Raw genomic sequence first — 20,853 nt, forward strand, 5'->3', positions numbered from 1 at the left:
TGAAGCCGAAGACGACGCGGGGTCGTTCTTTCCCGTCATCATCTCTTGGTGAGCGCGTCCTCCTCGAGTTCCCGATCGGTCATGAGCCGGGAGCGGGTCAGGAAGCGCACGCCCTCGGGAGCCTCCAGGGAGAACCCGGCGCCCCTGCCCGGTACGACGTCGATGGTGAGATGCGTGTGCCTCCAGTAGACGAACTGCGACGCGGACATCCACACCGGGACGGGCGCCTGAACGCCCTCGACCACGAGATCGCCCAGGTGGACGTCGGCGTCGCCGGTACGGAACTCTCCCGCCGGGTAACACATCGGCGCGCTGCCGTCGCAGCACCCTCCGGACTGGTGGAACATCACCGGCCCGTGCAGGTCGGTGAGCCGCCGGAGCATGGCCGCCGCCGCCTCGGTCACCTCCACACGGCTTCCGCGGGCACCGGACATCAGAAGAAGCCTTGTGCGTTCGGCGCGTACGAGACCAGCACGTTCTTGGTCTGCTGGTAGTGGTCGAGCATCATCTTGTGGTTCTCGCGGCCGATGCCGGACTGCTTGTATCCGCCGAAGGCCGCGTGCGCCGGGTAGGCGTGGTAGCAGTTCGTCCACACGCGCCCCGCCTGGATCTCGCGAGCGGCCCGGTAGGCGGTGGTGCCGTCCCGTGTCCACACCCCGGCGCCCAGGCCGTACAAGCTGTCGTTGGCGATCTTGATGGCGTCGGCGTATTCGTCGAACTTGGTTACTGACAACACCGGGCCGAAGATCTCCTCCTGGAAGATCCGCATCTTGTTGTCGCCCTCGAAGATCGTCGGCTCCACGTAGTAGCCACCGGACAGTTCGCCGCCGAGGTCGGCACGCGCGCCTCCGGTGAGCACGTGGGCACCCTCCTCCTTGCCGATGTCGATGTAGGAGAGGATCTTCTCCAGCTGGTCGTTGGACGCCTGGGCCCCGATCATCGTCTCGGTGTCGAGGGGATGGCCCTGCCTGATCCTCTTCACCCGGGCGACGCCGTCGGCCAGGAACGAGGAGTAGATCGACGACTGGATCAGCGCCCGCGACGGGCAGGTGCACACCTCGCCCTGGTTGAGCGCGAACATCGCGAACCCCTCCTGCGCCTTGTCGTAGAACGCGTCACGCAGGTCGGCGACGTCGCGGAAGAAGATGTTCGGGCTCTTGCCGCCGAGCTCCAGGGTCACCGGGATGATGTTCTCGCTGGCGTACTGCATGATCAGCCGCCCCGTGGTCGTCTCCCCGGTGAAGGCGACCTTCTGGATGCCGCGGTGCCGCGCGAGCGGCTTGCCGGCCTCCACGCCGAACCCGTTGACCACGTTGACCACGCCGGGCGGCACCAGGTCTGCGATCAGGCCGAGCACCACGTGGATCGAGGCGGGCGTCTGCTCGGCGGGCTTGAGCACCACCGTGTCGCCGGCGGCCAAGGCGGGGGCCAGCTTCCATGCGGCCATCAGGATGGGGAAGTTCCACGGGATGATCTGTCCCACCACGCCCAGCGGCTCATGGAAGTGGTAGGCGACGGTGTCGGCGTCGAGCTGGGAGAGTGCGCCCTCCTGCGCCCGGATCGCGGCGGCGAAGTAGCGGAAGTGGTCGACGGCCAGCGGGATGTCGGCGGCGAGGGCCTCCCGGACGGGCTTGCCGTTGTCCCATGACTCGGCGACCGCGACGGCCTCGAGGTGCCGTTCGAGCGTGTCGGCGATCCTGTTCAGGACCTCGGCGCGTTCGACGGGCGAGGTGCGGCCCCATGCCGCCTCCGCGCCGACCGCGGCACGTACGGCGTGATCGACGTCCTCGGCGGTGCCCCGCGCGATCTCGGTGAACGTCTCACCGGTCACCGGGGTTGGATTCTCGAAATATCGGCCTTTGATGGGCGGCACGTACTCGCCGCCGATGAAGTGGTCGTATCGGGGCTGGAACGAGACGACGCTGCCGGGTTCTCCCGGGGACGCATAACGGGTCATGCGCCTGACCTCCCCAAACGCTGAATTATCCTGAAATTGGGGGATGCATCAAACGTACGGACGACGACGTTGCAGCGTCGTTGCACAGCGTCGTCGAACCGGGGGAGGGCGGGCCCGTCCGTCCTGCCGGGACGCGGGTGCGATCCCGGTCGTTGACGGTGCGGCTGCCCTGACGCGCCCCTCGGGGCCGCCGCGGAGCAGCACTATGGACGTCGAAACCGGGGGAGCCGCGTCGGCCGTGGGCCCGTCGTCTGATCCCCGAGCGCAGTTCCACCTGTTGCAGCAGGTGCACGAGGCCGTCTTGAGCGGCGGGAGGCCGCCCGTGCAACCCCGCCGGATGATCTTTGAGTCGTGGCGTCGCTCCCTTGCGGCACGGGTGAACCCGGACGGCTATCGCCCGCCGGTCGTCTACGGATCGGAGGAGATGGCCGACGTGCGTACGGCCCATCCGCTGCGCCCGGTGTTGCCGCTGCTCCGCGAGTTGCTCGTCGGCATCGCGGACGAGTCACGACATGTCATGATCATTACGGATGCGGGCGGCACGATCCTCTGGCGGGAGGGCCCGGCCGACATCTGCAGGAGGGCGGACTCGGTCGGACTGCGTGAGGGCATGCGCTGGACCGAGGACGCCATCGGCACCAACGCCATGGGAACGTCGCTGGCGATCGACGCCCCGGTGCAGATCTACTCCGCCGAGCATCTCGTGCGCACCTATCACACCTGGACGTGCGCGGCCGCGCCCATTCACGACCCCGACACGGGCGCCATGCTCGGCTCGGCCGACGTCAGCGGGGTGCTCGACACGCTTCACCCCGCCGTGGTCGCCCTGGTCAGCGCCGCGGCGCGGCTCTCCGAGAGCCACCTGCGCGACCTGATGGAGATGCGCGACGAGCGGATGCGCACCGTGAACATGCGCCACCTGGCCGGCCTGCGCGGTGAATCGGGTGCCCTGCTGAGCCCGACGGGCCGGGTCATCGCCGCCCAGCCGGACACCCGATGGCCCGCACGGATCATCGTCCCCCCGGGCGCCGACCGGGTGCTGCTCGGCGACGTCTCACTCGGGGCCGGCAGGGAGACCCTTGTCGAGGCCCTGATCGAGCCGCTTCCCGAGGGCTATCTCGTACGGGTGCCCCGCCCGGCCCGGCCGGCCGCCCCGTGGCCGAAACTATCGCTGGCGTTCCTCGGCGAGCGGCCGGTGGCCGTACTGGACGGCCGGGAACTGCCGCTGACCCTGAGGCGGGCCGAGTTGCTCGCCCTGCTCGCCCTGCATCCCGCGGGCGTGACTGCCGAACAGCTCGCGCTCCAGCTCTACGGAGAGGAGGGCAATCCCACGACGGCCCGTTCCGAGATCCACCGGCTCCGCGCCTGGCTCGGCGAGCACGCGATGACCACCAAGCCGTACCGCTTGCGTGCGGACGTCGAGGCCGACTTCCTCGCCGTACGGGCCGCGCTGCGATCGGGCGACGTCCGTACGGCGGTGGCCGCCTGTCATGCGCCGCTGCTCGCGGACTCCGAGGCCCCCGCCATCAGGGAGGAGCGTTACGAGTTGCTCGCGGCTCTGCGGTCGGCGGTCCTCGACCACCACGACGTGGAGGCCCTCTGGACGTTCGCGCAGAGCGCGGCGGGAGGTGACGATCTCGAGGTGTTCGAACGTCTCACCGCCGGCCTACCCGCCCATGATCCCCGGCAGGCCGTCGCCGCTGCGAGGCTCGCCTGGCTGCGGGCCGCCGACGCGTGAGTCAGTCGTTCCGGCCGTTGAGTTCGGCCCGCACAAGCGGGGCGACCTCCCCGCCGAGCAGTTCGATGGAGGTGAGCACATCGCGGTGCGGCATGCCGCCGATGTCCATCTGGAGGAACTGCCGGCGGTGGCCGAGGTGCCGGTGGAGATCGATGATCCGCTCGGCGATCTCGACGGGGTCGCCGGCGAAAACCATCCCGCCGGGTGAGTAGTTCCCCTGGACCTGCTCCCATCTCGTGGGGATGGGTCGACCGGCGAGGGCGAACGACGCGACCTCGTGCTGGTGGAACCGCTGCTTCGCGGCGAGGCCGTCACGGCCGACGAAGCCATGGGCGGCGACGGAGATCTCCAGGCGTTCTGGGCCGACGCCGGCCTCGCGCGCGCTTTGGCGGTAGAGCTCTCCCATCCGGCCCCAGAACTCGGGGGTCCCGTTGAGGATGCCGTAGGAGATGGGCAGACCGGAGGAACCGGCACGGACCGAGGAGCCGGGGCTTCCGCCGGTGCCGAGCCAGATCTTGAGAGGCTTGTCGGGGCGGGGGACGACGGGCGCATTCTCCAGAGGCGGCCGGATGGGGCTCTCCCAGCTGACACGCTCGCGAGCGTTGATCGCCAGTAGCAGGCCGAACTTGTCGGCGTAGAGGCGGTCGTAGTCGTCCACGTCGTAGCCGAACAGCGAGAAGGACTCGGTGGAGGAGCCACGACCGGCGATGATCTCCACCCGATCGTTGCTGACGATCGCGGCGGTGGCCGCCTGCTGGTAGAGGCGGATCGGGTCGTCTGTCGACAACACGCTCACCGCCGTCGAGAGCGTGATCGTCGACGTCGTCGCCGCTGCGGCGTTGATGACCGAGGTCGGTGAGGACACCGGCACCTGCTCGTGGTGGTGCTCGCCGACTCCGAAGAAGTCGAGGCCGACCTGCTCGGCGACCCGGATCTGCTCGAGTACGTTCCGTACCGCCTGCGCGGTGGTGACGAGGTCGCCCTCGGAGTCGCGTCCCGCGACACCGAAGCTGTAGACGCCGAGTTCGAACTCAGCCCCGACGTTCGCGTTCATCCAGGGAACCCCCTTCGCTGCCTGGACACTTACCAAAGGTTCCCTAGTACCTTGAGGTAACCTCAAAGGCCGAGTCAATCAGGCACTTTTCAGTGCCCGGGTTCCCCAGAGGTAACTGATGACCGATAGCGCGTCCGCCCAGCTGTCCGGTGCGCAAGGCTGCCGGGCTCGCGAGATCCTCGACCTCGTCGCCGACAAGTGGTCTCTCGGCGTCGTCGACACGCTCGGCGCCGGCCCGATGAGATTCAGTGAGCTCAAACGCTCCATCGCGGGCATCAGCCAGAAGATGCTCACCGTCACCCTGCGCGGCCTGGAGCGCGACGGGATCCTCACCCGCACCGTGTATGCCGTCATGCCGCCGAACGTCACCTACGAACTCACGGCCTTGGGCCGGACGCTCCTCGGCGCGACGGATCCCCTGATTCGATGGAGCCTTCAGAACATCTCGGCGATCGATGAGGCGCGCGCGGAGTTCGACAGCAGAGCGAATCCGCCAGCGAATCCGCCGCGGTAGCCGGCGGAGCCACGCAACGCGATTGCAACGCGACAATCCCTACCATTCGTTCACATCGTCGACGCTCCCGCCGTGAACACCCCGCAGGCCGAGACACCGGAGGCCCCCGCAGGCAGGGGACCGCTGTGAGAAGGCAGGTGTGAGCGCATGAACCCGCTGGACCCGCGACGTGACTACCCCCTGGCGTCCCAGCGGCCCGAGTTGCTGAGGACGCCCACCGGCAAACGCCTCGACGAGATCACCATGGAAGCCGTGCTGGCCGGCGAGGTCACGGCGGACGACCTCCGCATCACGGCCGAGACCCTCCGCCTGCAGGCACAGATCGCCGAGTCCGCCGGCAGGCCCCAGCTCGGCCAGAACTTCCGCAGGGCCGCCGAGATGACGGGCCTGCCGGACGAGAAGGTGCTGAGCATCTACAACGCCCTGCGGCCGCGGGCGTCCACCAGACGGCAACTCCTGGACATCGCCGACGAGCTGGAGCGGGATCACTCCGCCACGTTGTGCGCCCGGCTGGTCCGGGAGGCCGCCGAGGTCTACGAGCGGCGTGGCGTGCTCGCGCCCTGAGCACTCCCGTCCGACCGCGACGCCCGGGGAAAGAGGAGATCGCAGATGAAGGTCAAGAAGGAGACGGCGGCCCCCCGGCGGTCGCGGCGCACCGAGCTTCTGGAGAACCGTCCCGTCAACCTCGACGGCTTCGTGGAGGAGTGGCCCGAGGTCGGCATGGTCGCCATGGACAGCCCGTTCGACCCGTCGCCGAGCGTGCGCGTGCACGACGGAGTCATCGTGGAGATGGACGGCAAGGCCCGGGAGGACTTCGACTTCCTCGACCGGTTCATCGCCGACCACGCGATCGACCCCGCTGCGGCCGAGAGGGCGATGGCACTGGACTCCGCCGAGATCGCACACATGCTGGTCGATCCGAAGGTGTCGCGCGCCGACGTCCTGGCGGTGTCGCGCGGCCTGACCCCCGCCAAGCTGCTCGACGTCGTCAAGACCATGAACGCGGTCGAGATGATGATGGCCCTGCAGAAGATGCGGGCCCGGCGCACCCCCGCCAACCAGGCGCACTCCACGAGCGCCCGGGACAACCCGGTTCAGGTGGCCGCCGACGCCGCCGAGGCCGGGCTGCGCGGCTTCCGCGAGCTGGAGACCACGCTGGGCGTCGTGCGCTACGCGCCTCTGGTGGCCATCGCGCTGCAGGTCGGAGCGCAGACCGGACGGCCCGGCGTGCTCACCCAGTGCGCCCTCGAAGAGGCCACCGAGCTGGAGCTTGGCATGCGCGGCATCACCGCCTACGCGGAGACGATCTCGGTGTACGGCACCGAGCAGGTGTTCTGCGACGGCGACGACACCCCCTGGTCGAAGGCGTTCCTCGCCTCCGCCTACGCGTCTCGGGGGATCAAGATGCGTTTCACCTCGGGCACGGGCTCGGAGGTGCAGATGGGCAACGCGGAGGGCAAGTCGATGCTCTACCTCGAGGTCCGCTGCATCCTGGTCGCCAAGGGCGCGGGCGTGCAGGGCCTGCAGAACGGGTCGATCAGCTGCATCGGTGTGCCCGGGGCCGTACCTGCCGGGATCCGCGCGGTGCTGGCGGAGAACCTGATCGCCAGCACGGTCGACCTGGAGTGCGCCTCCGGCAACGACCAGTCCTTCTCGCACTCCGACATGCGGCGCACCGCGCGGCTGCTGCCACAGCTGCTGCCCGGCACCGACTTCATCTGCTCGGGATACTCCGCGGTGCCCAACTACGACAACATGTTCGCCGGGTCGAACCTGGATCCCGAGGACTTCGACGACTGGAACACCATCCAGCGCGACCTGCAGGTGGACGGCGCGCTCCGGCACGTCCCCGAGACGGAGATCCTCGCGGCCCGCAACCGGGCCGCGCGTGCGCTGCAGGGCGTGTTCGCCCATCTCGGGCTGTCGCCGATCACCGACAAGGAGATCGAGGCGGTCACCTACGCCCATGGCAGCAAGGACCTGCCGCCACGCGACGTGCTCGAGGACCTGAAGGCCGCGCAGTCGGTCATGGACCGGGGCGTCACCGGCCTCGACATCGTCAAGGGCCTGGAAGCCGGGGGCTTCCCGGACATCGCCGAGGCCCTGCTCGGCGTGTTGCGGCAGCGCGTCTCCGGCGACCTTCTGCACACCTCGGCGATCCTGACCCCGGAGCTCACGACGTTGTCGGCCGTCAACGACCCCAACGACTACGCCGGCCCGGGCAGCGGATATCGCCCCTCGGGGGAGCGCTGGGAGGAGATGAAACGGCTGCGCCACGTGGTCAGTGCCCGCAACCCCGATGCGCAGGCGGACGCCGCCGCCCGGGAGCTCCTCCTGAACGAAAAGGGCGCGGCCAGGCCGGGACGCCGCTCCGGCGAGGTCGTCATCGGCGTTTCCCCGGCCTTCGGCGACGTCTTCACCACGACCATCGTCGGAGTGCCGCTCGCGGACGTGCTGCGCGAACTGCTGGCCGGCGTGGAGGAGCAGGGTGTGCACGCCCGCGTCGTCCGCGTGCGCTCCAGCTCGGATCTCGCGGTGATCGCCCACACGGCGGCGCGGTTGTCCGGGTCGGGCATCGGAGTCGGCGTCCTGTCGCGCGGCACCACCATGATCCACCAACGTGACCTGCTGCGCCTGTCCAACCTGGAGCTGTTCCCGCAGGCGCCGCTGATGGATCTCGACACCTATCGGAGGATCGGCCGCAACGCCGCCCGTTATGCGACGGGCGACTCGCCCGAGCCGGTGCCCTCCCGCAACGACCACATGGCCCGCCCGAGCTGGCAGGCCAAGGCGGCGTTGCTGCACATCAAGGAGACCGAGTCCGTACGGCCGGGCGCCGAGCCGGTGGAGCTCGACGTGCTGATCCGCATGCGCCACACCGGCTGAGGCGGGTGAAGGGATGTCCCTGGTCGTGGGGGTCGACATCGGCAATTCGACGACGGAGGCCTGCGTCGCCGACGTCGGAGAGAGCGGGCAGATGGCCTACCTCTCCGCGGCGCTGGGCAGGACCTCCGGGGTCAAGGGCACGGTGGACAACGTCACGGGCGTCGCCGACGTGGTCGGCCGGGCGCTGTCCGCCGCCGGGCGCGATCTGTCCGAGGTGTCGGCGGTGCTGGTCAACGAGGCCACTCCGGTGATCAGCGGGCTGGCCATGGAGACGATCACGGAGACGGTCATCACCGAGTCGACGATGATCGGGCACAACCCCGAAACCCCTGGCGGGGTGGGGCTGGGGGTGGGCACCACCGTGGCCTTCACCGACCTGCCCGGCTGCCCTTCCGGGTGCGACGTCATCTGCGTGGCCGGCGTGGGCGCCGACTTCGAGGACGTCGCCGCAGGGATCAACGGCGCCGTCGCGCGCGGGGTGCGGGTCGTGGGCGCGATCGTCCACGCCGACGACGCCAACCTGATCGTCAACCGGCTCCGCACCCCTGTTCCCGTGGTCGACGAGGTCACGCTGGTGGACAGGGTGCCGCTCAGCATGCCGGCCGCCGTCGAGGTCGCCGAGCCCGGTCGCACGATCCGGACCCTGTCCAACTCCTACGGCATCGCCACGGTTTTCGGGCTCGACCCCGAGCAGACCCGCATGATCGCCCCGGTGGCGCGATCCCTCGTGGGCAACCGCTCGGCCGTGGTGATCCGCACGCCTACGGGAGACATCACCGGCCGCAGGATTCCCGCAGGCGCCCTCACCCTGATCGGCGAGCAGGCCAAGCGCCAGGTCGACGTGGACGCGGGAGCCGACGAGATCATGGCGACGCTTCGCCGGGTGCGGCCCCTCACCGACGCCGCCGGGGAGTCGGGCACGCATGTGGGCGGCATGCTGGCCCGTGTCCGCGACACCATGGCGGATCTGACCGCCATGCCGTACGACGCCGTGCGCATTCAGGACGTGCTCGCCGTGGACACCTTCGTGCCGCAGCGGGTCACCGGCGGGCTGGCCGGAGAGTTCGCCCTGGAGAACGCCGTCGCTCTGGCCGCGATGGTGCGCACCAGCAAAGGGCCGATGGAGTTGCTCGCCGAGCGACTGCATGAGCGGCTCGGCTCCGATGTGCTCATCGGCGGCGTCGAGGCCGACATGGCGCTGCTGGGGGCGCTGACCACGCCTGGTACGGCCAAGCCGGTCGCGATCCTCGACCTCGGCGGCGGGTCCACCGACGCGGCGATGGCCATGGAGGACGCCGACGTGCATTCCGTGCACCTGGCCGGAGCCGGAGACCTGGTCACCAACCTGATCGACTCGGAGCTCGGACTGGAGAGCCGGGAGGCCGCCGAAGAGATCAAGAAGTTTCCGCTGGCCAAGGCGGAGAGCTTCTTCCACATCCGCCTGGAGGACGGCACCGCGCGCTTCTTCGACGACCCCCTGCCCGCCGACGCCTTCGCCCGGGTCGTCGTGCTCGCCGACGGCGGCATGCGCCCGATCCGGACCCGGCACAGCGTGGAGCGGATTCGCCAGGTCCGCAGGTCGGCCAAGCAGCGGGTGTTCGTGGTGAACGCGCTGCGCGCGCTTGAGCAGGTGGCGCCCGGAGGCGACATCCGGCGCATCGGGTTCGTCGTCGTGCTCGGCGGCTCCGCGCTCGACTTTGAGATCCCCGACATGATCGCGGAGGCCGTCGCGGGATTCGGCATCGTCTGCGGCACCGGCAACGTGCGCGGCACCGAGGGTCCCCGCAACGCCGTGGCCACCGGCCTGGTCGCCGGATACGCCGCCGCGCTCGGCACGTCCGTGGAGGGCCGCTGATGACGCCCGTGATCGCCGTCATGGTGTGGTGCGACCCGGGCCTGCGGAGCCGGCGCTGCATGCGTGACCTCACGGCGGGCATCGAGGAGGAGGGCGTGCCGTACCACCTGGAGAGCGGCACGGGCGGCAGCGTGGAGCTGGCCTACGCGGCGGCGCAGGCGTCCGGCCTCGGCGTGGGGGTGGGCGTCGACGCCGACGGGAACGTGTGCGTGCACCACGCCAAGCTGCCGTCGGACATGCCCGCCGTGACGGGGCCCGCCTCGGCCGCACGGATCATCGGCCACAACGCGGCCCGGCTGGTCGTCGGCGTGCCGCTCAAGCAGCCGGACCTGTGAAGGAGGAGGTCACCATGCCAATCAGCCTCGCCGACGCCAAAGACGTGCTGGACGCCGCGCTGAGCAAGGCCGACGAGATCGGCCGGCCCATGAACGTCGCGGTCGTGGACGGCGGCGGCCACCTGGTGGCGTTCGCCCGCCAGGACGGCGCGAAGCTCGGCAGCATCGACATCGCCGTCCGCAAGGCCCGGACCGCCGTGCTGATGGCCACGACGACCGAAGATCTGGGCGCCTCGGCCGCTCCCGGCGGTCCGCTGTTCGGCATCGAGGTGACCAACGGGGGACTGGTGATCTTCGGAGGCGGTGTGCCGCTGCCCGCGGCCGAAGGCCAGATCGCCGGCGCGATCGGTGTGAGCGCGGGGACCGTGGAGCAGGACATCCAGGTCGCCCAGGCCGGCGCCGACGCCTTCGCCCGCCGCTCCGCATAGCGGCCGAGACCAAGCCGGCCGTCTTGACTTGAAGTGCGGTTCAACGTTCATCGTGATCCGCATGCAGACGACGCAGATCGACGAGACGGCCCGTGCGACCGAGATCGAGGCGATCAAAGGAGTGATCGCCACGCTGGAGCACGCCCAGCAGAACGAATTGCCGGGCGAGTTCGTCAGCCTTTTCCGGGCCGACGCGATCTGGACGACGGGACACGGCAGGCGGCTGACCGGCCGTGACGAGATCTCGGAATTCACCCACCGGGTGCTACCGGGGGCGATGAAGGAGTCGACCGCCACCTACGAGGTGGTGCACGTGCTGTTCATCCGGCCCGACGTGGCCGCGGTCAAGGTGCGCCAGCGGCCGGTCACCCTCGACGGCCGGCCGATCGAAGGCCAGAACGAGGGCAGCCCGCTCTACGTCATGGCCAAGGAGGACGGGCGGTGGCTCCTGACCGCCTGCCAGAACACGGAGGTGCTCGATTCGTGACGGCCGTCAGCCGCGCATGCCGAACAGGAACCGGGTCGGCCGTGTGCGGCGCACCAGCAGGTCGTAGGCGGCGAGCGTCAGGGCCAGCGAGATGACGACGATGGCGAGGTACTTGGCCACGATGGGCGCGTCCCAGCGCACCACGCCGAAGGCCACGGCGACGACGATCGGCTGGTGCAGGACGTACAGCGGCAACACGGCGGCCGACAGGTACGCGTACAGCCGCCTGCCCGGCCCGCCTGGCCGTACGGGTTGTCCGAGCTTCGGGCGGCGACGGCGGTCGAGCAGGCCGAGGATCGCGACCAGGCAGCACCACCCCGCCGCGCCGTACAGCAGGCGCACGCCGATCGAGAGCGCGGTCATGTCGGTGAACGGGTCCGCGCCGGGAGCCCCGGCGGCGATCAGGAAACCGGGCATGCCGACCGCCAGCAGAGCCGCGGCGCACCCGAGCGCGACGACCGCGTCGCGTCGCATGGCCGTCCTGAACCGCTCGTCGGAGGCGAGCACGAAGCCGAACAGGAAGAACAGCAGATAAGCCCAGCGGCTCCAGCCGGCGAACGCCTCCTCCATGCCCGCCAGGGCGGTGACCAGCGCGATCGGCACGGCGGGCGCCCAGATGACCGCGCCGCGCCGCCCTGCCGCCGCGGCCAGCCGTTCGCGGACCCCGCGGCCGGGGGCCCGGGACAGCGGGGCGAGCAGGAGCGCGTACGCGAGCAGCATCACCACGAACCACATATGGCCCGACTCGAAATACTCGCCCCGCACCACGAAGGGGAAATCGGTCAGGTCGAGATGCACGTCGAAGAACCTCGGCAGGAACCGCAGGTACGACTCGTGGTAGGCGGGGTCGGTGCGCAGCCGGATCCACACCGGCACCGGGATGATCGTGACGATCGCGAAGACCAGCGGCACGCCGAGCCGCAGCAGCCGTTCGACGGCGAACCCGCCGGGGCCGCGCCGGCGCAGCGAGTGCCAGGAGCCGAGACCGGCGATGAGGAAGAGCATCGGCATCGCCCACACCACGGCGAATCCGGCTGCGATCGTCGTCAGGTCGGTGGTCTCGGCGTTCTTCACGTAGTAGTCGTCGCGGGTGTCGAACACCAGCGACGAATGGAAGAACACCAGTCCAGTGACCACGAGCACGCGGATCACGTCCAGTTCGGTGCGTCGCTCCGTCTGCTGAGGTGGACCGGTGTGCGTCTCCGTCATTCCCGCCCCTCCGCCCGCTTCGCGCGACACGCCCCAGTCTGAGCTCTTTCGCGCTCCCGGTCGACGGTTTTGTGGAAACCCCGTTTGTGCTGCGCGAATGCCGTTCGCAGACCGGTAATTGGGTTGTCCGGCGGGTCGGCCCTCTGTTGTACTCGACCGCCGGACAGCCGACCGAGCGGGGAGAAGAAAATGCGCGAAACGTTCATGTCCACCCAAGCGGCCATGACCATTCGTCAAAAGGACATGACGTTCCGTGCATACGTTGAACCTGGGGATTTTGGCGCATGTAGACGCCGGTAAGACGAGCCTGACCGAGCGGCTTCTCCACACCGCCGGAGTCATCGACGAGATCGGCAGCGTCGATGACGGCAACACTCAGACAGATTCGCTCGCGCTGGAACGCCGGCGCGGGATCACGATCAAGTCCGCCGTCGTCTCGTTCGCCGTCGGCGGCGTCTCGGTCAACCTGATCGACACGCCCGGCCATCCGGACTTCATCGCCGAGGTGGAACGGGTGCTGACCGTGCTCGACGGCGCTGTGCTGGTCGTCTCCGCCGTCGAGGGCGTGCAGGCGCAGACCCGCGTGCTCATGCGCACGCTGCGGCGGCTGCGCATCCCCACGTTGATCTTCGTCAACAAGATCGACCGCGGGGGTGCCCGCGACCTTTCGGACGAGCTAGCGGAAAAGCTGACGCCCGCCGTCGTCGCCATGGGGGTGCCGCAGGACCTCGGCACCCGCCAGGCCGGCTTCCTCCCGTACGGCCCGGCCGACGCCGGCTTCACCGCCGCCCTGGCCGAGATGCTCGCCGAGCGTGACGACACGATCCTCGCGGCCTACGTGGACGGCGGGGCGGCCCTGCCGTACGGCAGGCTTCGGGCGGCTCTGGCCGTACAGACCGGGCAGGCCGTGGTGCACCCGGTGTTCTACGGCTCGGCGATCACGGGGGCGGGCGTGGACGGCCTGATCCGGGGTCTCGCCGGACTGCTGCCCGCGAGCGAGGGTGACGCGGACGGCCCCGTCTCCGGCGCCGTGTTCAAGGTCGAGCGCGGCCGGGCGGGAGAGAAGATCGCCTACGTCCGCATGTTCTCGGGGACCGTCACCGCCCGCGACCGGGTGCGCGTGCACCGCCCCGGCGAGCCGGCCGGGGAGGCAGGTCAGAAGGTCACCGCGGTGGAGGCATTCGAGTACGGCACGGCCACCGGCGGCGTGTCGGTCGTGGCGGGGCAGATCGGCAAGCTCGGGGGCCTCGCCGACGTGCGGATCGGCGACGCGATCGGCATGCCGCGAGACGAGCGGGACCGGCACCACTTCGACCCGCCGACGCTGGAGACGGCGGTCGTGCCCCGCCGCCCCGGCGACAAGGGCAGGCTGCGCGTGGCGCTCGGGCATCTCGCCGAACAGGACCCGCTGATCAACCTGCGGCAGGACGACACCAGGCAGGAGCTGTTCCTGTCGCTCTACGGCGAGGTGCAGAAGGAGGTCATCCAGGAGACGCTGGCGAGCGACTTCGGCCTCGGCGTCGAGTTCCGCGAGACCACGACGATCTGCCTCGAACGGCCGGTCGGCACCGCGGAAGCCGTCGAAACGCTCAACAGGGGCGACAACCCCTTCCTCGCCACGGTGGGGCTGCGGATCGAACCGGCCATCCCCGGCTCCGGCGTCACGTTCGAGCTCGACGTGAAGGTCGAATCGATGCCGTTGCACATCTACAAGACCGTCGAGGAGTTCCGCAAGGCGATCGAGGAGACCGTGCGGCGGACCCTGAGCCAGGGCCTGTACGGCTGGCAGGTCACCGACTGCGTGGTCACCCTGACGGACTCCGGATACGTGTCGCCGGAGACCATGGCGCGGGACTTCCGCCTGCTCACGCCGCTGGTGCTGATGAGCGCGCTCAAGCGGGCAGGCACGGTCGTGTGCGAGCCGATCCACCGCTACCATCTGGAGGCTCGCGCGGACACGGCCCGGCTGATCCTTCCGGTGCTGGCCCGGCTGGGCGCGCTGCCGCGGAGCCAGATGACACAGGGATCGGAGCTCTCACTGGGAGGGGAGATCCCGGTCGCCCGCGTGCACGAGCTGCAGGAGCAGTTGCGCGCGCTGACCCACGGCGAAGGCGTGCTGGAGGTCGCCTTCGACCATCACGCGCCGGTGCACGGGAGGGCGCCGTCCCGCCCGCGCACCGACGGCAACCCGCTCAATCGGCAGGAGTACCTCCTCCACATCAGGCGGCGGGTGTAGCCGACGGGAGACCGACCACGTTCAGGGGCAGGCGATGATGGGAGGCGTGAACGACACGTCTACCTGGGCGATCGATGTGCACGCGCTCGGCGGCCCGACCTCCGTCATCGAGGTCGCCGGCCTGCGCCTGCTGACCGACCCGGCCTTCGACGAGCCCCGCGAATACCCGATAGGACCGGGGCGGGTGCTCGTCAAGACCGCGCCCACCGCTCTCAGCCCCGCCCAGCTCGGGCGCATCGACGCCGTGCTGCTGACGCACGACCAGCACGTCGACAACCTCGACGTCTCCGGCCGCGCCTACCTCGCGGAAGCCCCCCTCGTGCTGACCACGGCGAGCGCCGCCGGGCGGCTCCCGGGCGCGATCACCGCCGTGGCCCCGTGGGAGCACGTCGACCTGCCGCGCCCCGGCGGAGGCACGGTGCGGGTGACCCGGGTGCCCGCCCTGCACGGCCCGGAGGGCAGTGAGCCCGTCGTCGGGGAGGTCGCCGGATTCGTGCTGACCGGCGACGGAGTCCCCACCACCTATGTCAGCGGGGACAACGCCTCGCTCCGCATCGTGCGCGAGATCGCCGAGAGGTTCGGCCCGGTCGACGTCGCCATCCTGTTCGCGGGGGCGGCCAGGACCGCACTCGTCGACGGGTTCCTCACGCTCACCAGCGCCGACGCGGTCGAGGCCGCCGAGATCCTCCAGGCCGGGCGCGTGGTGCCGCTGCACTACGACAGCTGGGCCCACTTCACCGAGGGAGGCGACGACCTGCGCGAGGCGTTCACCCGGGCCGGGCTCGCCGGCCGCCTCATCCTGCTGGCCCCCGGGGAGAGCACTTCCATCACCTCCGGGTGAGCTCCATGACCCAGTTGTCCACCCAGGTCTGCCCGCCGTCCAGGGAGAACGCCTGCTCCCAGCGAGCCGAGGTGTCCGTGATGCCCGACCAGACGAAGCGGGCGAGGATGTCCTTGCCCGCGTGGGTGTCCTCGCCGTAGAACTCGCCCCTGCCGCCGCTGAACCGGCCGACGACCGGCGGGAAGAGTTTGCCCGTGCGCGAACTGGACCAGTACAGCGACCACTCCTCCCGCTCGCGGTCGAACAACCGGATCGTCAGCCCGGAGAAGCCCTTCGTCGGGAACTCGATCTCGTCGAAGCTGGCCCCGCCGCCGAAGTGCCGGGTGGCGCGGCTGACCGCGGGGAACTCCTCCCACGCGCTCGTCTCGTCGAGGAAGTCGGTACGCCACCGGTTGGCGACGTCCCAGGTGCCGGCCAGGAAGTCGAAGTCGTTCACGAGCGGTCTCCTGTGGTTCCTTCGGGAAGTGAGTCGGCAAGGTAGGCGTCGAGACCGGGCTCGTCGGGCGCGAGCATGTGCCGTACCCACGCGTCGCGCTCATGGAGGAGCGGCGGCAGTTCCCACACGCAGCCGATCAGCGAGCCGTTCAGCCGGATGAAATGGGCGGAGTCGGTGTCCGGGCAGCCCAGCGCCGGCTGCCCGGCCACCGCGCCGGCGAAATGCAGTGCGTTGTCCCAGGCCCAGCTGTACGCGTTGATGTAGGCGCCGTCGTCGCCGCCCCGGTGCAGCACGACGAAGGTCGCAGGCGGCGTGCCGTCCGGCTCGGGGAAGAGCTCGGGGAGGATCGCGTACGCCGCCTTCTCGATCTCGGGATCGATGCCAGCCGGGTCGGCGGTGACGTGATAACGCTTGATGTGCCTGCCGCCCAGCTCGATCGGGGGCGGCACCCACAGGAGTTTCTCTGCGAAAGCCATGGCTGGACGCTAAAGCGGGTCTACTGCCATCTTGTGTCAGTGAAGTCGAGCCGCCTTCTGTCGATCCTCCTGCTGCTCCAGACGCGGGGGCGGATGACCGCGGCCCAGCTCGCCGCCGAGCTGGAGGTCTCCGTACGGACCGTCTACCGCGACGTCGAATCGCTGCACGCCGCCGGTGTGCCGCTTTACGGCGACGCCGGGCATTCCGGCGGCTACCAGCTCGTCGCGGGCTACCGCACCCGGCTCACCGGGCTCAGCACGACCGAGGCGGAGGCGCTGTTCCTGTCCGGAGTGCCAGGCCCGGCGGCCGAGCTCGGGCTCGGCTCCGCCCTCGCCGCCGCCCAGCTCAAGCTGCGCGCGGCACTGCCGCCCGAGCTGCGTGAGCAGGCCGACCGGATGCGGTCGCGCTTCCACCTCGACGCGCCCGGGTGGTACGCCGAGGACGACGAGGTGCCCTACCTGTCCCAGGTGGCCGACGCCGTGTGGCGCAGCCGGGTGCTCGACGTGCGCTACCGCCGGTGGAAGGAACCGACCGACGTCGACCGGCGGCTGGAGCCGTACGGGCTGGTGCTCAAGGCCGGGCGGTGGTACGTCGTCGCAGGGCCGGGGCCGCGCACCTACCGGGTCGACCAGATCCTCGGCCTTGCCGTACGAGACGAGGGGTTCGAGCCTCCGGAGGGCTTCGACCTGGCCGACCACTGGCGGCGCTACCAGGAGGACTTCCACGAACGACTGATTTGGGGCGAGGCCGTCGTCCGCCTCGCCCCACGGGCGGCGTCCCGGCTCACCGGAGCCGCCCGGCGGGCGCTGGCGGCGACCGGCATCCCCGAGCCGGACGGCTGGACCCGCGCGACACTGCCCATCGAGTCGCTCGACCACGCCCACGCGGCCTTCCTCGCGATGGGCACGGACGTCGAGGTGCTCGAACCGCCGGACCTGCGCGAACGCCTGGCCGAGACCTCCCGTGCCCTCGCGGCCCGCTACGCCGCCGGGTGACACCGGCTCGCACACATCAGTCGGCGACGAGGCGGGTCCGGTTCCTTTCGTGCTCGCGCTGCCGCCGGACCACATAGGTGCCCGGAGCGCAGCCCGAGGCGCCGTGCTCCGGGTGCAGCAGATAGACGGGGGCCGAGGCCTTGAAGATGCCGATGGCCAGCCAGTGGGAGTCGGTGAGGCCGGTCGTCCACCGGCAGGTGCCCGGCTCGGCGACGAGCGTGTGGGGGTTGCCCCCGGCCGCCCCGCGCAGCAGCTCGACGCCTTCGGGCGGCACGTCCCTCCAGCGGGCATCCGGCCAGAGCTGTACGGACGTCGCGATGACCGGGAGTGGGACGACGATGAGGTCGCCCTGGGCCTGGAGACCGTCGACGACGGGGATGCGCACCGACTGCTCGAGGTGGTCGAGCACGGCGAGGCCGGTCTGGCGGGAGAGCGAAGCGAGAGTCACAGTCATGGGGATCACCTCAGGTTCGGCGGACGAGAAGGGAGTACTGCTCGGCGGACAACCCGTAGGTCCAGCCGGCGGCGGCGATCGGATCGGCGATGAAGCCCGGCACGGTCAGCCCGTACCGGCGGCGGCGCCCGTCGCGTTCGACCGATCCGTTGACCGCGAGGAGCACCCTGGTCTCCTTGCGCATGTTGTAGAGCCGCAGTTCCACGCCCGGATTGCCCGGGTCGGGAGCGGACGCGACCAGCCGCAGCCCGGCCTGGTCGATGTAGGAGGCCCAGCCGAGTTGCTCGATCGCACACCGCCTCACCTCGACGTTGGCCTCACGCGCGATCCGCTCGGGGGTCGGGTCGATGATCACCCACGAGGGCACCCGCGTGCCGTGCCAGGCGTAGACGTCCCACCCGTCGGCATAACGCACCGCGGGGCCGTCCGAGCAGTGCAGCCGCACCTCGCCGTCGTCGCCCGCGACCTCCGTCCCTATGGCGACGGGCCGCTCGGAGATCACGCACACGTCTTCACGCGGCCACCACCATCCGCATGACCTGGCGAGCGTCGCCCACAGGTCGAGCTGCCGGCTCTGTTCGGGGGTGAAGACCACACCGGCCGCCCGGCGAAGGGCGTCGTAGTGGGCGACCCACGAGACGCACTGAGCTGTGTCCCAGTTCCTCCCAGGGTGGAACCGCATGCCGTACGCCCCGTCGAGCGCCATCAACAGCGTGCTGTTGGACGACCTCAAAAGCGAGGCGCGAACCTTCTGGCCGATCAGCTGGGCCATGCCCTGGTGCACATGTCTGACCTGGCCGTCGAGCCGTAGGCACAGCTGTCTCATCGAAGTGGAGAGCCGCGGCGGCACGGGCCACTCTGACATGCGATCGACGGTTTCGGCGGCTCGTAGACGCACACCTGGAGGGACGGTTTCCAGAGCGGCCATCGGTGAGGCGACCCAGTGGAAACGCGGGGGAGACAGGCCGATCAGGCGATACAGCTCGGAAATGGCGGCCTGCGCCGCCGTACGGTCGGCCAGCAGCGTCGACAACGCCACGCCCAGCCATTCTTCACGGATTTCGGCAGCTTCCCGCTGCACGAGAACGCTCACCGAGCGAGGGCGATGACGCCCCTTTCAATGATCATGTGTCGAATGGTGACAGATCAGGATTAATCATGTCCACCATTGAATTGGGATGATTTCGCTGTGACGCTGCGAATCAATCCCACGCGAGAGCCCGCGTCCGGTGTCTGCGACTGCTGCCAGACGCCGTTCGAGCGGGTCAACGGCTTCGTCAACGACGACGACGGAATCTGCGGGATCTATTACGCCTCCTGCTATCACCACAACGGGATGCACGAGGCGTGGATCGACGTGATCATGGATGATGCCTGGGACCAGGAACATCCCGCGACGCATCCCGGGCCTGACCGTGTGACCTTCGGGTGCCGGGTCGGCCCCGTCGAGGGTCGGCCCGCTCCTGCATGCTCTCTGGTCACGGGCGCGGAAGTTGCTCCCGACGATCCGCTGTACGGCCGGAAGCTGACCCGGGAACACGCTCTGGCGCACCCGTGGCTGCCCGGCTACTGGGCGGTCGTCGACCACATCCTCGAACACGACCAGACGGTCAACCGGCACCTGTACGGCGCTCACTGAGCGGCGGTCAGGCGGACAGTTGCTGCTCCTGGCAGTCGGCGCCGACCACGCAGGCGGCGGCCAGTTCGTCCAGCGACATGCCGAGAGCCGACGCCAGCGCGGCGACGGTGAAGAAGGCGGGCGTCGGCGCCCGGCCGGTCTCGATCTTGCGCAGCGTCTCCGCGGACACTCCCGCCGCCGCGGCGATGTCCACCATGCTGCGCTCACCGCGCGCCTGACGGAGCAGCATGCCGAACCGCTCTCCGCGCTCACGTTCCGACGGGGTCAAGGGAGGTCTCACCATGCCCGTGATACTAATACCGGTATAAGTATTGGACGACATCGACGGGAAGTCGCCGGACATGGTGGAGATCAAGGACAAGGCCGCACTGGACGCCATGCGCGAAGCCGGGCGTGTGGTGGCGAACGCGCTCGCGGCCGCACGTGACGCGGCGGCCGTCGGAGTGTCCCTGCAGGAGCTGGACGAGGCGGCCCGTGACGTGCTCGGCAAGGCAGGGGCGAGGTCTCCGTTCCTCGGTTATCGCCCCTCCTTCGCCCCGGTGCCCTTCCCCGCGGTCCTCTGCACGTCGGTCAACGACGCCATCGTGCATGGCATCCCGAACGGCTACCGCCTGCACGATGGCGACCTGGTCAGCATCGACTGCGGAGCCGAGCTCGACGGCTGGACGGGTGACGCGGCCGTCAGCTTCGTCGTCGGCACTCCCCGCCCCGAGGACCAGCAGCTCATCGCCGCCACCCAGGCGGCCCTCGACGCCGGCATTGCCGCAGCCGTCGAAGGCAACCGCATCGGCGACATCTCCCACGCCATCGGCGCCGTCGCGCAGGCGGCCCGCTGCGGCATGCCCGCGGACTTCGGCGGCCACGGCATCGGCCGCCGGATGCACGAGGACCCGCACGTCTCCAACCGGGGCCGTCCCGGGCGCGGCTACCCGCTGCGCCCCGGCCTGACCCTCGCCATCGAGCCGATGCTCATCGCGGGCGGGCGCGACGACTACCGCGTCAGCGCCGACGGCTGGACGCTCCGTACGGTCGACGGCAGCCGGGCGGCGCACATCGAGCACACCGTTGCCATCACAACGGAGGGGCCCCAGATCCTCACGCTGCCCTGACCGTGTCGACGTTCGCGTGTCTCTTGGGCGCAAGCCATCCCTTGGGGTCACAACGGATAGAAATTCTGTTCGATATTTGTAGTCGAACGATTACTGTGCGTAAGAGCATTCAGGCACAGTTTCGATCCAGGGCTCTTGAGGGGAGGCGGACGTGGCCGATCAGCGCAGGCGTCCGTCTCCTGCTTCTGGCGAGTTCGTTGGTT

22 protein-coding genes are annotated in these 20,853 nt (G+C 69.9%); 13 read left to right on the forward strand and 9 right to left on the reverse strand.

Annotation, left to right across the window (positions count from 1 at the left end; genetic code table 11):
• Nucleotides 1-38: 38 nt before the first annotated feature.
• Nucleotides 39-434, reverse strand: a complete 396-nt coding sequence (locus Pth03_RS31010) for a DUF779 domain-containing protein (protein WP_203947979.1) — start codon at nucleotides 432-434, stop codon at nucleotides 39-41.
• Entirely contained in the window at nucleotides 434-1,957 is a 1,524-nt protein-coding gene (exaC, locus tag Pth03_RS31015; RefSeq protein ID WP_203947980.1) for an acetaldehyde dehydrogenase ExaC, read from the reverse strand. Before exaC ends, Pth03_RS31010 begins: the two co-directional genes overlap by 1 nt.
• Before the next feature lie 205 nt (nucleotides 1,958-2,162).
• Here exaC and Pth03_RS31020 point away from each other — a divergent pair, with 205 nt between their 5' ends.
• On the forward strand, nucleotides 2,163-3,695 hold the full coding sequence (locus tag Pth03_RS31020; protein ID WP_203947981.1) for a sigma-54-dependent transcriptional regulator family protein: 1,533 nt from the start codon (nucleotides 2,163-2,165) through the stop codon (nucleotides 3,693-3,695).
• Between the two features lies 1 nt (nucleotide 3,696).
• On the opposite strand, the gene Pth03_RS31025 is transcribed toward Pth03_RS31020, so the two are convergent.
• Nucleotides 3,697-4,749 (reverse strand): LLM class flavin-dependent oxidoreductase, encoded by a 1,053-nt coding sequence (locus Pth03_RS31025; protein WP_203947982.1) that lies wholly within the window; start codon nucleotides 4,747-4,749, stop codon nucleotides 3,697-3,699.
• Nucleotides 4,750-4,867: 118 nt separating this feature from the next.
• Here Pth03_RS31025 and Pth03_RS31030 point away from each other — a divergent pair, with 118 nt between their 5' ends.
• The 7 genes from Pth03_RS31030 to Pth03_RS31060 all read left to right on the forward strand — a co-directional run bounded on the left by Pth03_RS31030 (nucleotide 4,868) and on the right by Pth03_RS31060 (nucleotide 11,254).
• Nucleotides 4,868-5,263 (forward strand): winged helix-turn-helix transcriptional regulator, encoded by a 396-nt coding sequence (locus tag Pth03_RS31030; protein WP_203947983.1) that lies wholly within the window; start codon nucleotides 4,868-4,870, stop codon nucleotides 5,261-5,263.
• Between the two features lie 147 nt (nucleotides 5,264-5,410).
• Entirely contained in the window at nucleotides 5,411-5,827 is a 417-nt protein-coding gene (locus tag Pth03_RS31035; RefSeq protein ID WP_203947984.1) for a diol dehydratase small subunit, read from the forward strand.
• A 45-nt stretch (nucleotides 5,828-5,872) separates the two neighbouring features.
• On the forward strand, nucleotides 5,873-8,149 hold the full coding sequence (locus tag Pth03_RS31040; RefSeq protein ID WP_203947985.1) for a propanediol/glycerol family dehydratase large subunit: 2,277 nt from the start codon (nucleotides 5,873-5,875) through the stop codon (nucleotides 8,147-8,149).
• A gap of 13 nt (nucleotides 8,150-8,162) precedes the next feature.
• Entirely contained in the window at nucleotides 8,163-10,004 is a 1,842-nt protein-coding gene (locus Pth03_RS31045) for a diol dehydratase reactivase subunit alpha (RefSeq protein WP_203947986.1), read from the forward strand.
• Complete coding sequence (locus Pth03_RS31050; protein ID WP_203947987.1) at nucleotides 10,004-10,339, forward strand: glycerol dehydratase reactivase beta/small subunit family protein; 336 nt, start codon at nucleotides 10,004-10,006, stop codon at nucleotides 10,337-10,339. Before Pth03_RS31045 ends, Pth03_RS31050 begins: the two co-directional genes overlap by 1 nt.
• 14 nt (nucleotides 10,340-10,353) lie before the next feature.
• Nucleotides 10,354-10,767 (forward strand): GlcG/HbpS family heme-binding protein, encoded by a 414-nt coding sequence (locus tag Pth03_RS31055; RefSeq protein ID WP_203947988.1) that lies wholly within the window; start codon nucleotides 10,354-10,356, stop codon nucleotides 10,765-10,767.
• Between the two features lie 61 nt (nucleotides 10,768-10,828).
• Nucleotides 10,829-11,254 carry an SgcJ/EcaC family oxidoreductase gene (locus tag Pth03_RS31060; protein WP_203947989.1) on the forward strand — a complete coding sequence of 142 codons (426 nt, stop codon included), beginning with the start codon at nucleotides 10,829-10,831 and terminating at the stop codon, nucleotides 11,252-11,254.
• A gap of 6 nt (nucleotides 11,255-11,260) precedes the next feature.
• On the opposite strand, the gene Pth03_RS31065 is transcribed toward Pth03_RS31060, so the two are convergent.
• Entirely contained in the window at nucleotides 11,261-12,463 is a 1,203-nt protein-coding gene (locus tag Pth03_RS31065) for an acyltransferase family protein (protein ID WP_203947990.1), read from the reverse strand.
• A 253-nt stretch (nucleotides 12,464-12,716) separates the two neighbouring features.
• Here Pth03_RS31065 and Pth03_RS31070 point away from each other — a divergent pair, with 253 nt between their 5' ends.
• Both Pth03_RS31070 and Pth03_RS31075 read left to right on the forward strand, forming a co-directional pair.
• Nucleotides 12,717-14,699: an elongation factor G gene (locus tag Pth03_RS31070; protein ID WP_203947991.1), complete on the forward strand. Its 1,983-nt coding sequence runs from the start codon at nucleotides 12,717-12,719 to the stop codon at nucleotides 14,697-14,699.
• Nucleotides 14,700-14,745: 46 nt separating this feature from the next.
• Complete coding sequence (locus tag Pth03_RS31075; protein ID WP_239119491.1) at nucleotides 14,746-15,540, forward strand: MBL fold metallo-hydrolase; 795 nt, start codon at nucleotides 14,746-14,748, stop codon at nucleotides 15,538-15,540.
• Here the strand turns inward: Pth03_RS31075 and Pth03_RS31080 are convergent.
• Together Pth03_RS31080 and Pth03_RS31085 are read right to left on the reverse strand one after the other, a co-directional pair.
• The gene (locus Pth03_RS31080; protein ID WP_203947992.1) at nucleotides 15,527-15,976 is read right to left on the reverse strand and encodes a hypothetical protein; all 450 of its coding nucleotides are present in this window, start codon (nucleotides 15,974-15,976) and stop codon (nucleotides 15,527-15,529) included. The two genes, Pth03_RS31075 and Pth03_RS31080, sit on opposite strands and share 14 nt — an antisense overlap.
• Nucleotides 15,973-16,452: a hypothetical protein gene (locus tag Pth03_RS31085; protein WP_203947993.1), complete on the reverse strand. Its 480-nt coding sequence runs from the start codon at nucleotides 16,450-16,452 to the stop codon at nucleotides 15,973-15,975. Before Pth03_RS31085 ends, Pth03_RS31080 begins: the two co-directional genes overlap by 4 nt.
• A 39-nt stretch (nucleotides 16,453-16,491) precedes the next feature.
• Here Pth03_RS31085 and Pth03_RS31090 point away from each other — a divergent pair, with 39 nt between their 5' ends.
• Entirely contained in the window at nucleotides 16,492-17,448 is a 957-nt protein-coding gene (locus Pth03_RS31090; RefSeq protein WP_203947994.1) for a helix-turn-helix transcriptional regulator, read from the forward strand.
• A gap of 16 nt (nucleotides 17,449-17,464) precedes the next feature.
• Here Pth03_RS31090 and Pth03_RS31095 read toward each other — a convergent pair whose 3' ends face one another.
• Both Pth03_RS31095 and Pth03_RS31100 read right to left on the reverse strand, forming a co-directional pair.
• Nucleotides 17,465-17,902 carry a DUF8820 family protein gene (locus Pth03_RS31095; protein ID WP_203947995.1) on the reverse strand — a complete coding sequence of 146 codons (438 nt, stop codon included), beginning with the start codon at nucleotides 17,900-17,902 and terminating at the stop codon, nucleotides 17,465-17,467.
• 10 nt (nucleotides 17,903-17,912) lie between these two features.
• Nucleotides 17,913-18,995, reverse strand: coding sequence for a DUF6745 domain-containing protein (locus Pth03_RS31100; protein ID WP_203947996.1), 1,083 nt, complete (start codon nucleotides 18,993-18,995; stop codon nucleotides 17,913-17,915).
• A gap of 96 nt (nucleotides 18,996-19,091) precedes the next feature.
• Between Pth03_RS31100 and Pth03_RS31105 the strand changes: the two genes are divergently transcribed.
• Nucleotides 19,092-19,541: a hypothetical protein gene (locus tag Pth03_RS31105; protein ID WP_203947997.1), complete on the forward strand. Its 450-nt coding sequence runs from the start codon at nucleotides 19,092-19,094 to the stop codon at nucleotides 19,539-19,541.
• A gap of 7 nt (nucleotides 19,542-19,548) precedes the next feature.
• Here Pth03_RS31105 and Pth03_RS31110 read toward each other — a convergent pair whose 3' ends face one another.
• Nucleotides 19,549-19,824 (reverse strand): helix-turn-helix domain-containing protein, encoded by a 276-nt coding sequence (locus Pth03_RS31110; protein WP_203947998.1) that lies wholly within the window; start codon nucleotides 19,822-19,824, stop codon nucleotides 19,549-19,551.
• A gap of 58 nt (nucleotides 19,825-19,882) precedes the next feature.
• On the opposite strand from Pth03_RS31110, the gene map reads away from it, so the two are divergent.
• Nucleotides 19,883-20,650 carry a type I methionyl aminopeptidase gene (gene map, locus Pth03_RS31115; protein ID WP_203948005.1) on the forward strand — a complete coding sequence of 256 codons (768 nt, stop codon included), beginning with the start codon at nucleotides 19,883-19,885 and terminating at the stop codon, nucleotides 20,648-20,650.
• The last annotated feature ends 203 nt before the right edge of the window (nucleotides 20,651-20,853 follow it).

The sequence above is a fragment of the Planotetraspora thailandica genome (assembly GCF_016863335.1).
Lineage (GTDB): Bacteria > Actinomycetota > Actinomycetes > Streptosporangiales > Streptosporangiaceae > Planotetraspora > Planotetraspora thailandica.

What these genes read in the sequence shown, in the direction of transcription:
- Pth03_RS31110 (WP_203947998.1), bottom strand. Translation starts at nt 19,824, where the DNA reads ATGGTGAGACCTCCCTTGACCCCGTCGGAACGTGAGCGCGGAGAGCGG.
- map (WP_203948005.1), top strand. Translation starts at nt 19,883, where the DNA reads ATGGTGGAGATCAAGGACAAGGCCGCACTGGACGCCATGCGCGAAGCC.
- Pth03_RS31040 (WP_203947985.1), top strand. Translation starts at nt 5,873, where the DNA reads ATGAAGGTCAAGAAGGAGACGGCGGCCCCCCGGCGGTCGCGGCGCACC.
- Pth03_RS31010 (WP_203947979.1), bottom strand. Translation starts at nt 434, where the DNA reads ATGTCCGGTGCCCGCGGAAGCCGTGTGGAGGTGACCGAGGCGGCGGCG.
- Pth03_RS31020 (WP_203947981.1), top strand. Translation starts at nt 2,163, where the DNA reads ATGGACGTCGAAACCGGGGGAGCCGCGTCGGCCGTGGGCCCGTCGTCT.
- Pth03_RS31095 (WP_203947995.1), bottom strand. Translation starts at nt 17,902, where the DNA reads ATGACTGTGACTCTCGCTTCGCTCTCCCGCCAGACCGGCCTCGCCGTG.
- exaC (WP_203947980.1), bottom strand. Translation starts at nt 1,957, where the DNA reads ATGACCCGTTATGCGTCCCCGGGAGAACCCGGCAGCGTCGTCTCGTTC.
- Pth03_RS31035 (WP_203947984.1), top strand. Translation starts at nt 5,411, where the DNA reads ATGAACCCGCTGGACCCGCGACGTGACTACCCCCTGGCGTCCCAGCGG.
- Pth03_RS31050 (WP_203947987.1), top strand. Translation starts at nt 10,004, where the DNA reads ATGACGCCCGTGATCGCCGTCATGGTGTGGTGCGACCCGGGCCTGCGG.
- Pth03_RS31065 (WP_203947990.1), bottom strand. Translation starts at nt 12,463, where the DNA reads ATGACGGAGACGCACACCGGTCCACCTCAGCAGACGGAGCGACGCACC.
- Pth03_RS31030 (WP_203947983.1), top strand. Translation starts at nt 4,868, where the DNA reads ATGACCGATAGCGCGTCCGCCCAGCTGTCCGGTGCGCAAGGCTGCCGG.
- Pth03_RS31055 (WP_203947988.1), top strand. Translation starts at nt 10,354, where the DNA reads ATGCCAATCAGCCTCGCCGACGCCAAAGACGTGCTGGACGCCGCGCTG.
- Pth03_RS31085 (WP_203947993.1), bottom strand. Translation starts at nt 16,452, where the DNA reads ATGGCTTTCGCAGAGAAACTCCTGTGGGTGCCGCCCCCGATCGAGCTG.
- Pth03_RS31060 (WP_203947989.1), top strand. Translation starts at nt 10,829, where the DNA reads ATGCAGACGACGCAGATCGACGAGACGGCCCGTGCGACCGAGATCGAG.
- Pth03_RS31025 (WP_203947982.1), bottom strand. Translation starts at nt 4,749, where the DNA reads ATGAACGCGAACGTCGGGGCTGAGTTCGAACTCGGCGTCTACAGCTTC.
- Pth03_RS31045 (WP_203947986.1), top strand. Translation starts at nt 8,163, where the DNA reads ATGTCCCTGGTCGTGGGGGTCGACATCGGCAATTCGACGACGGAGGCC.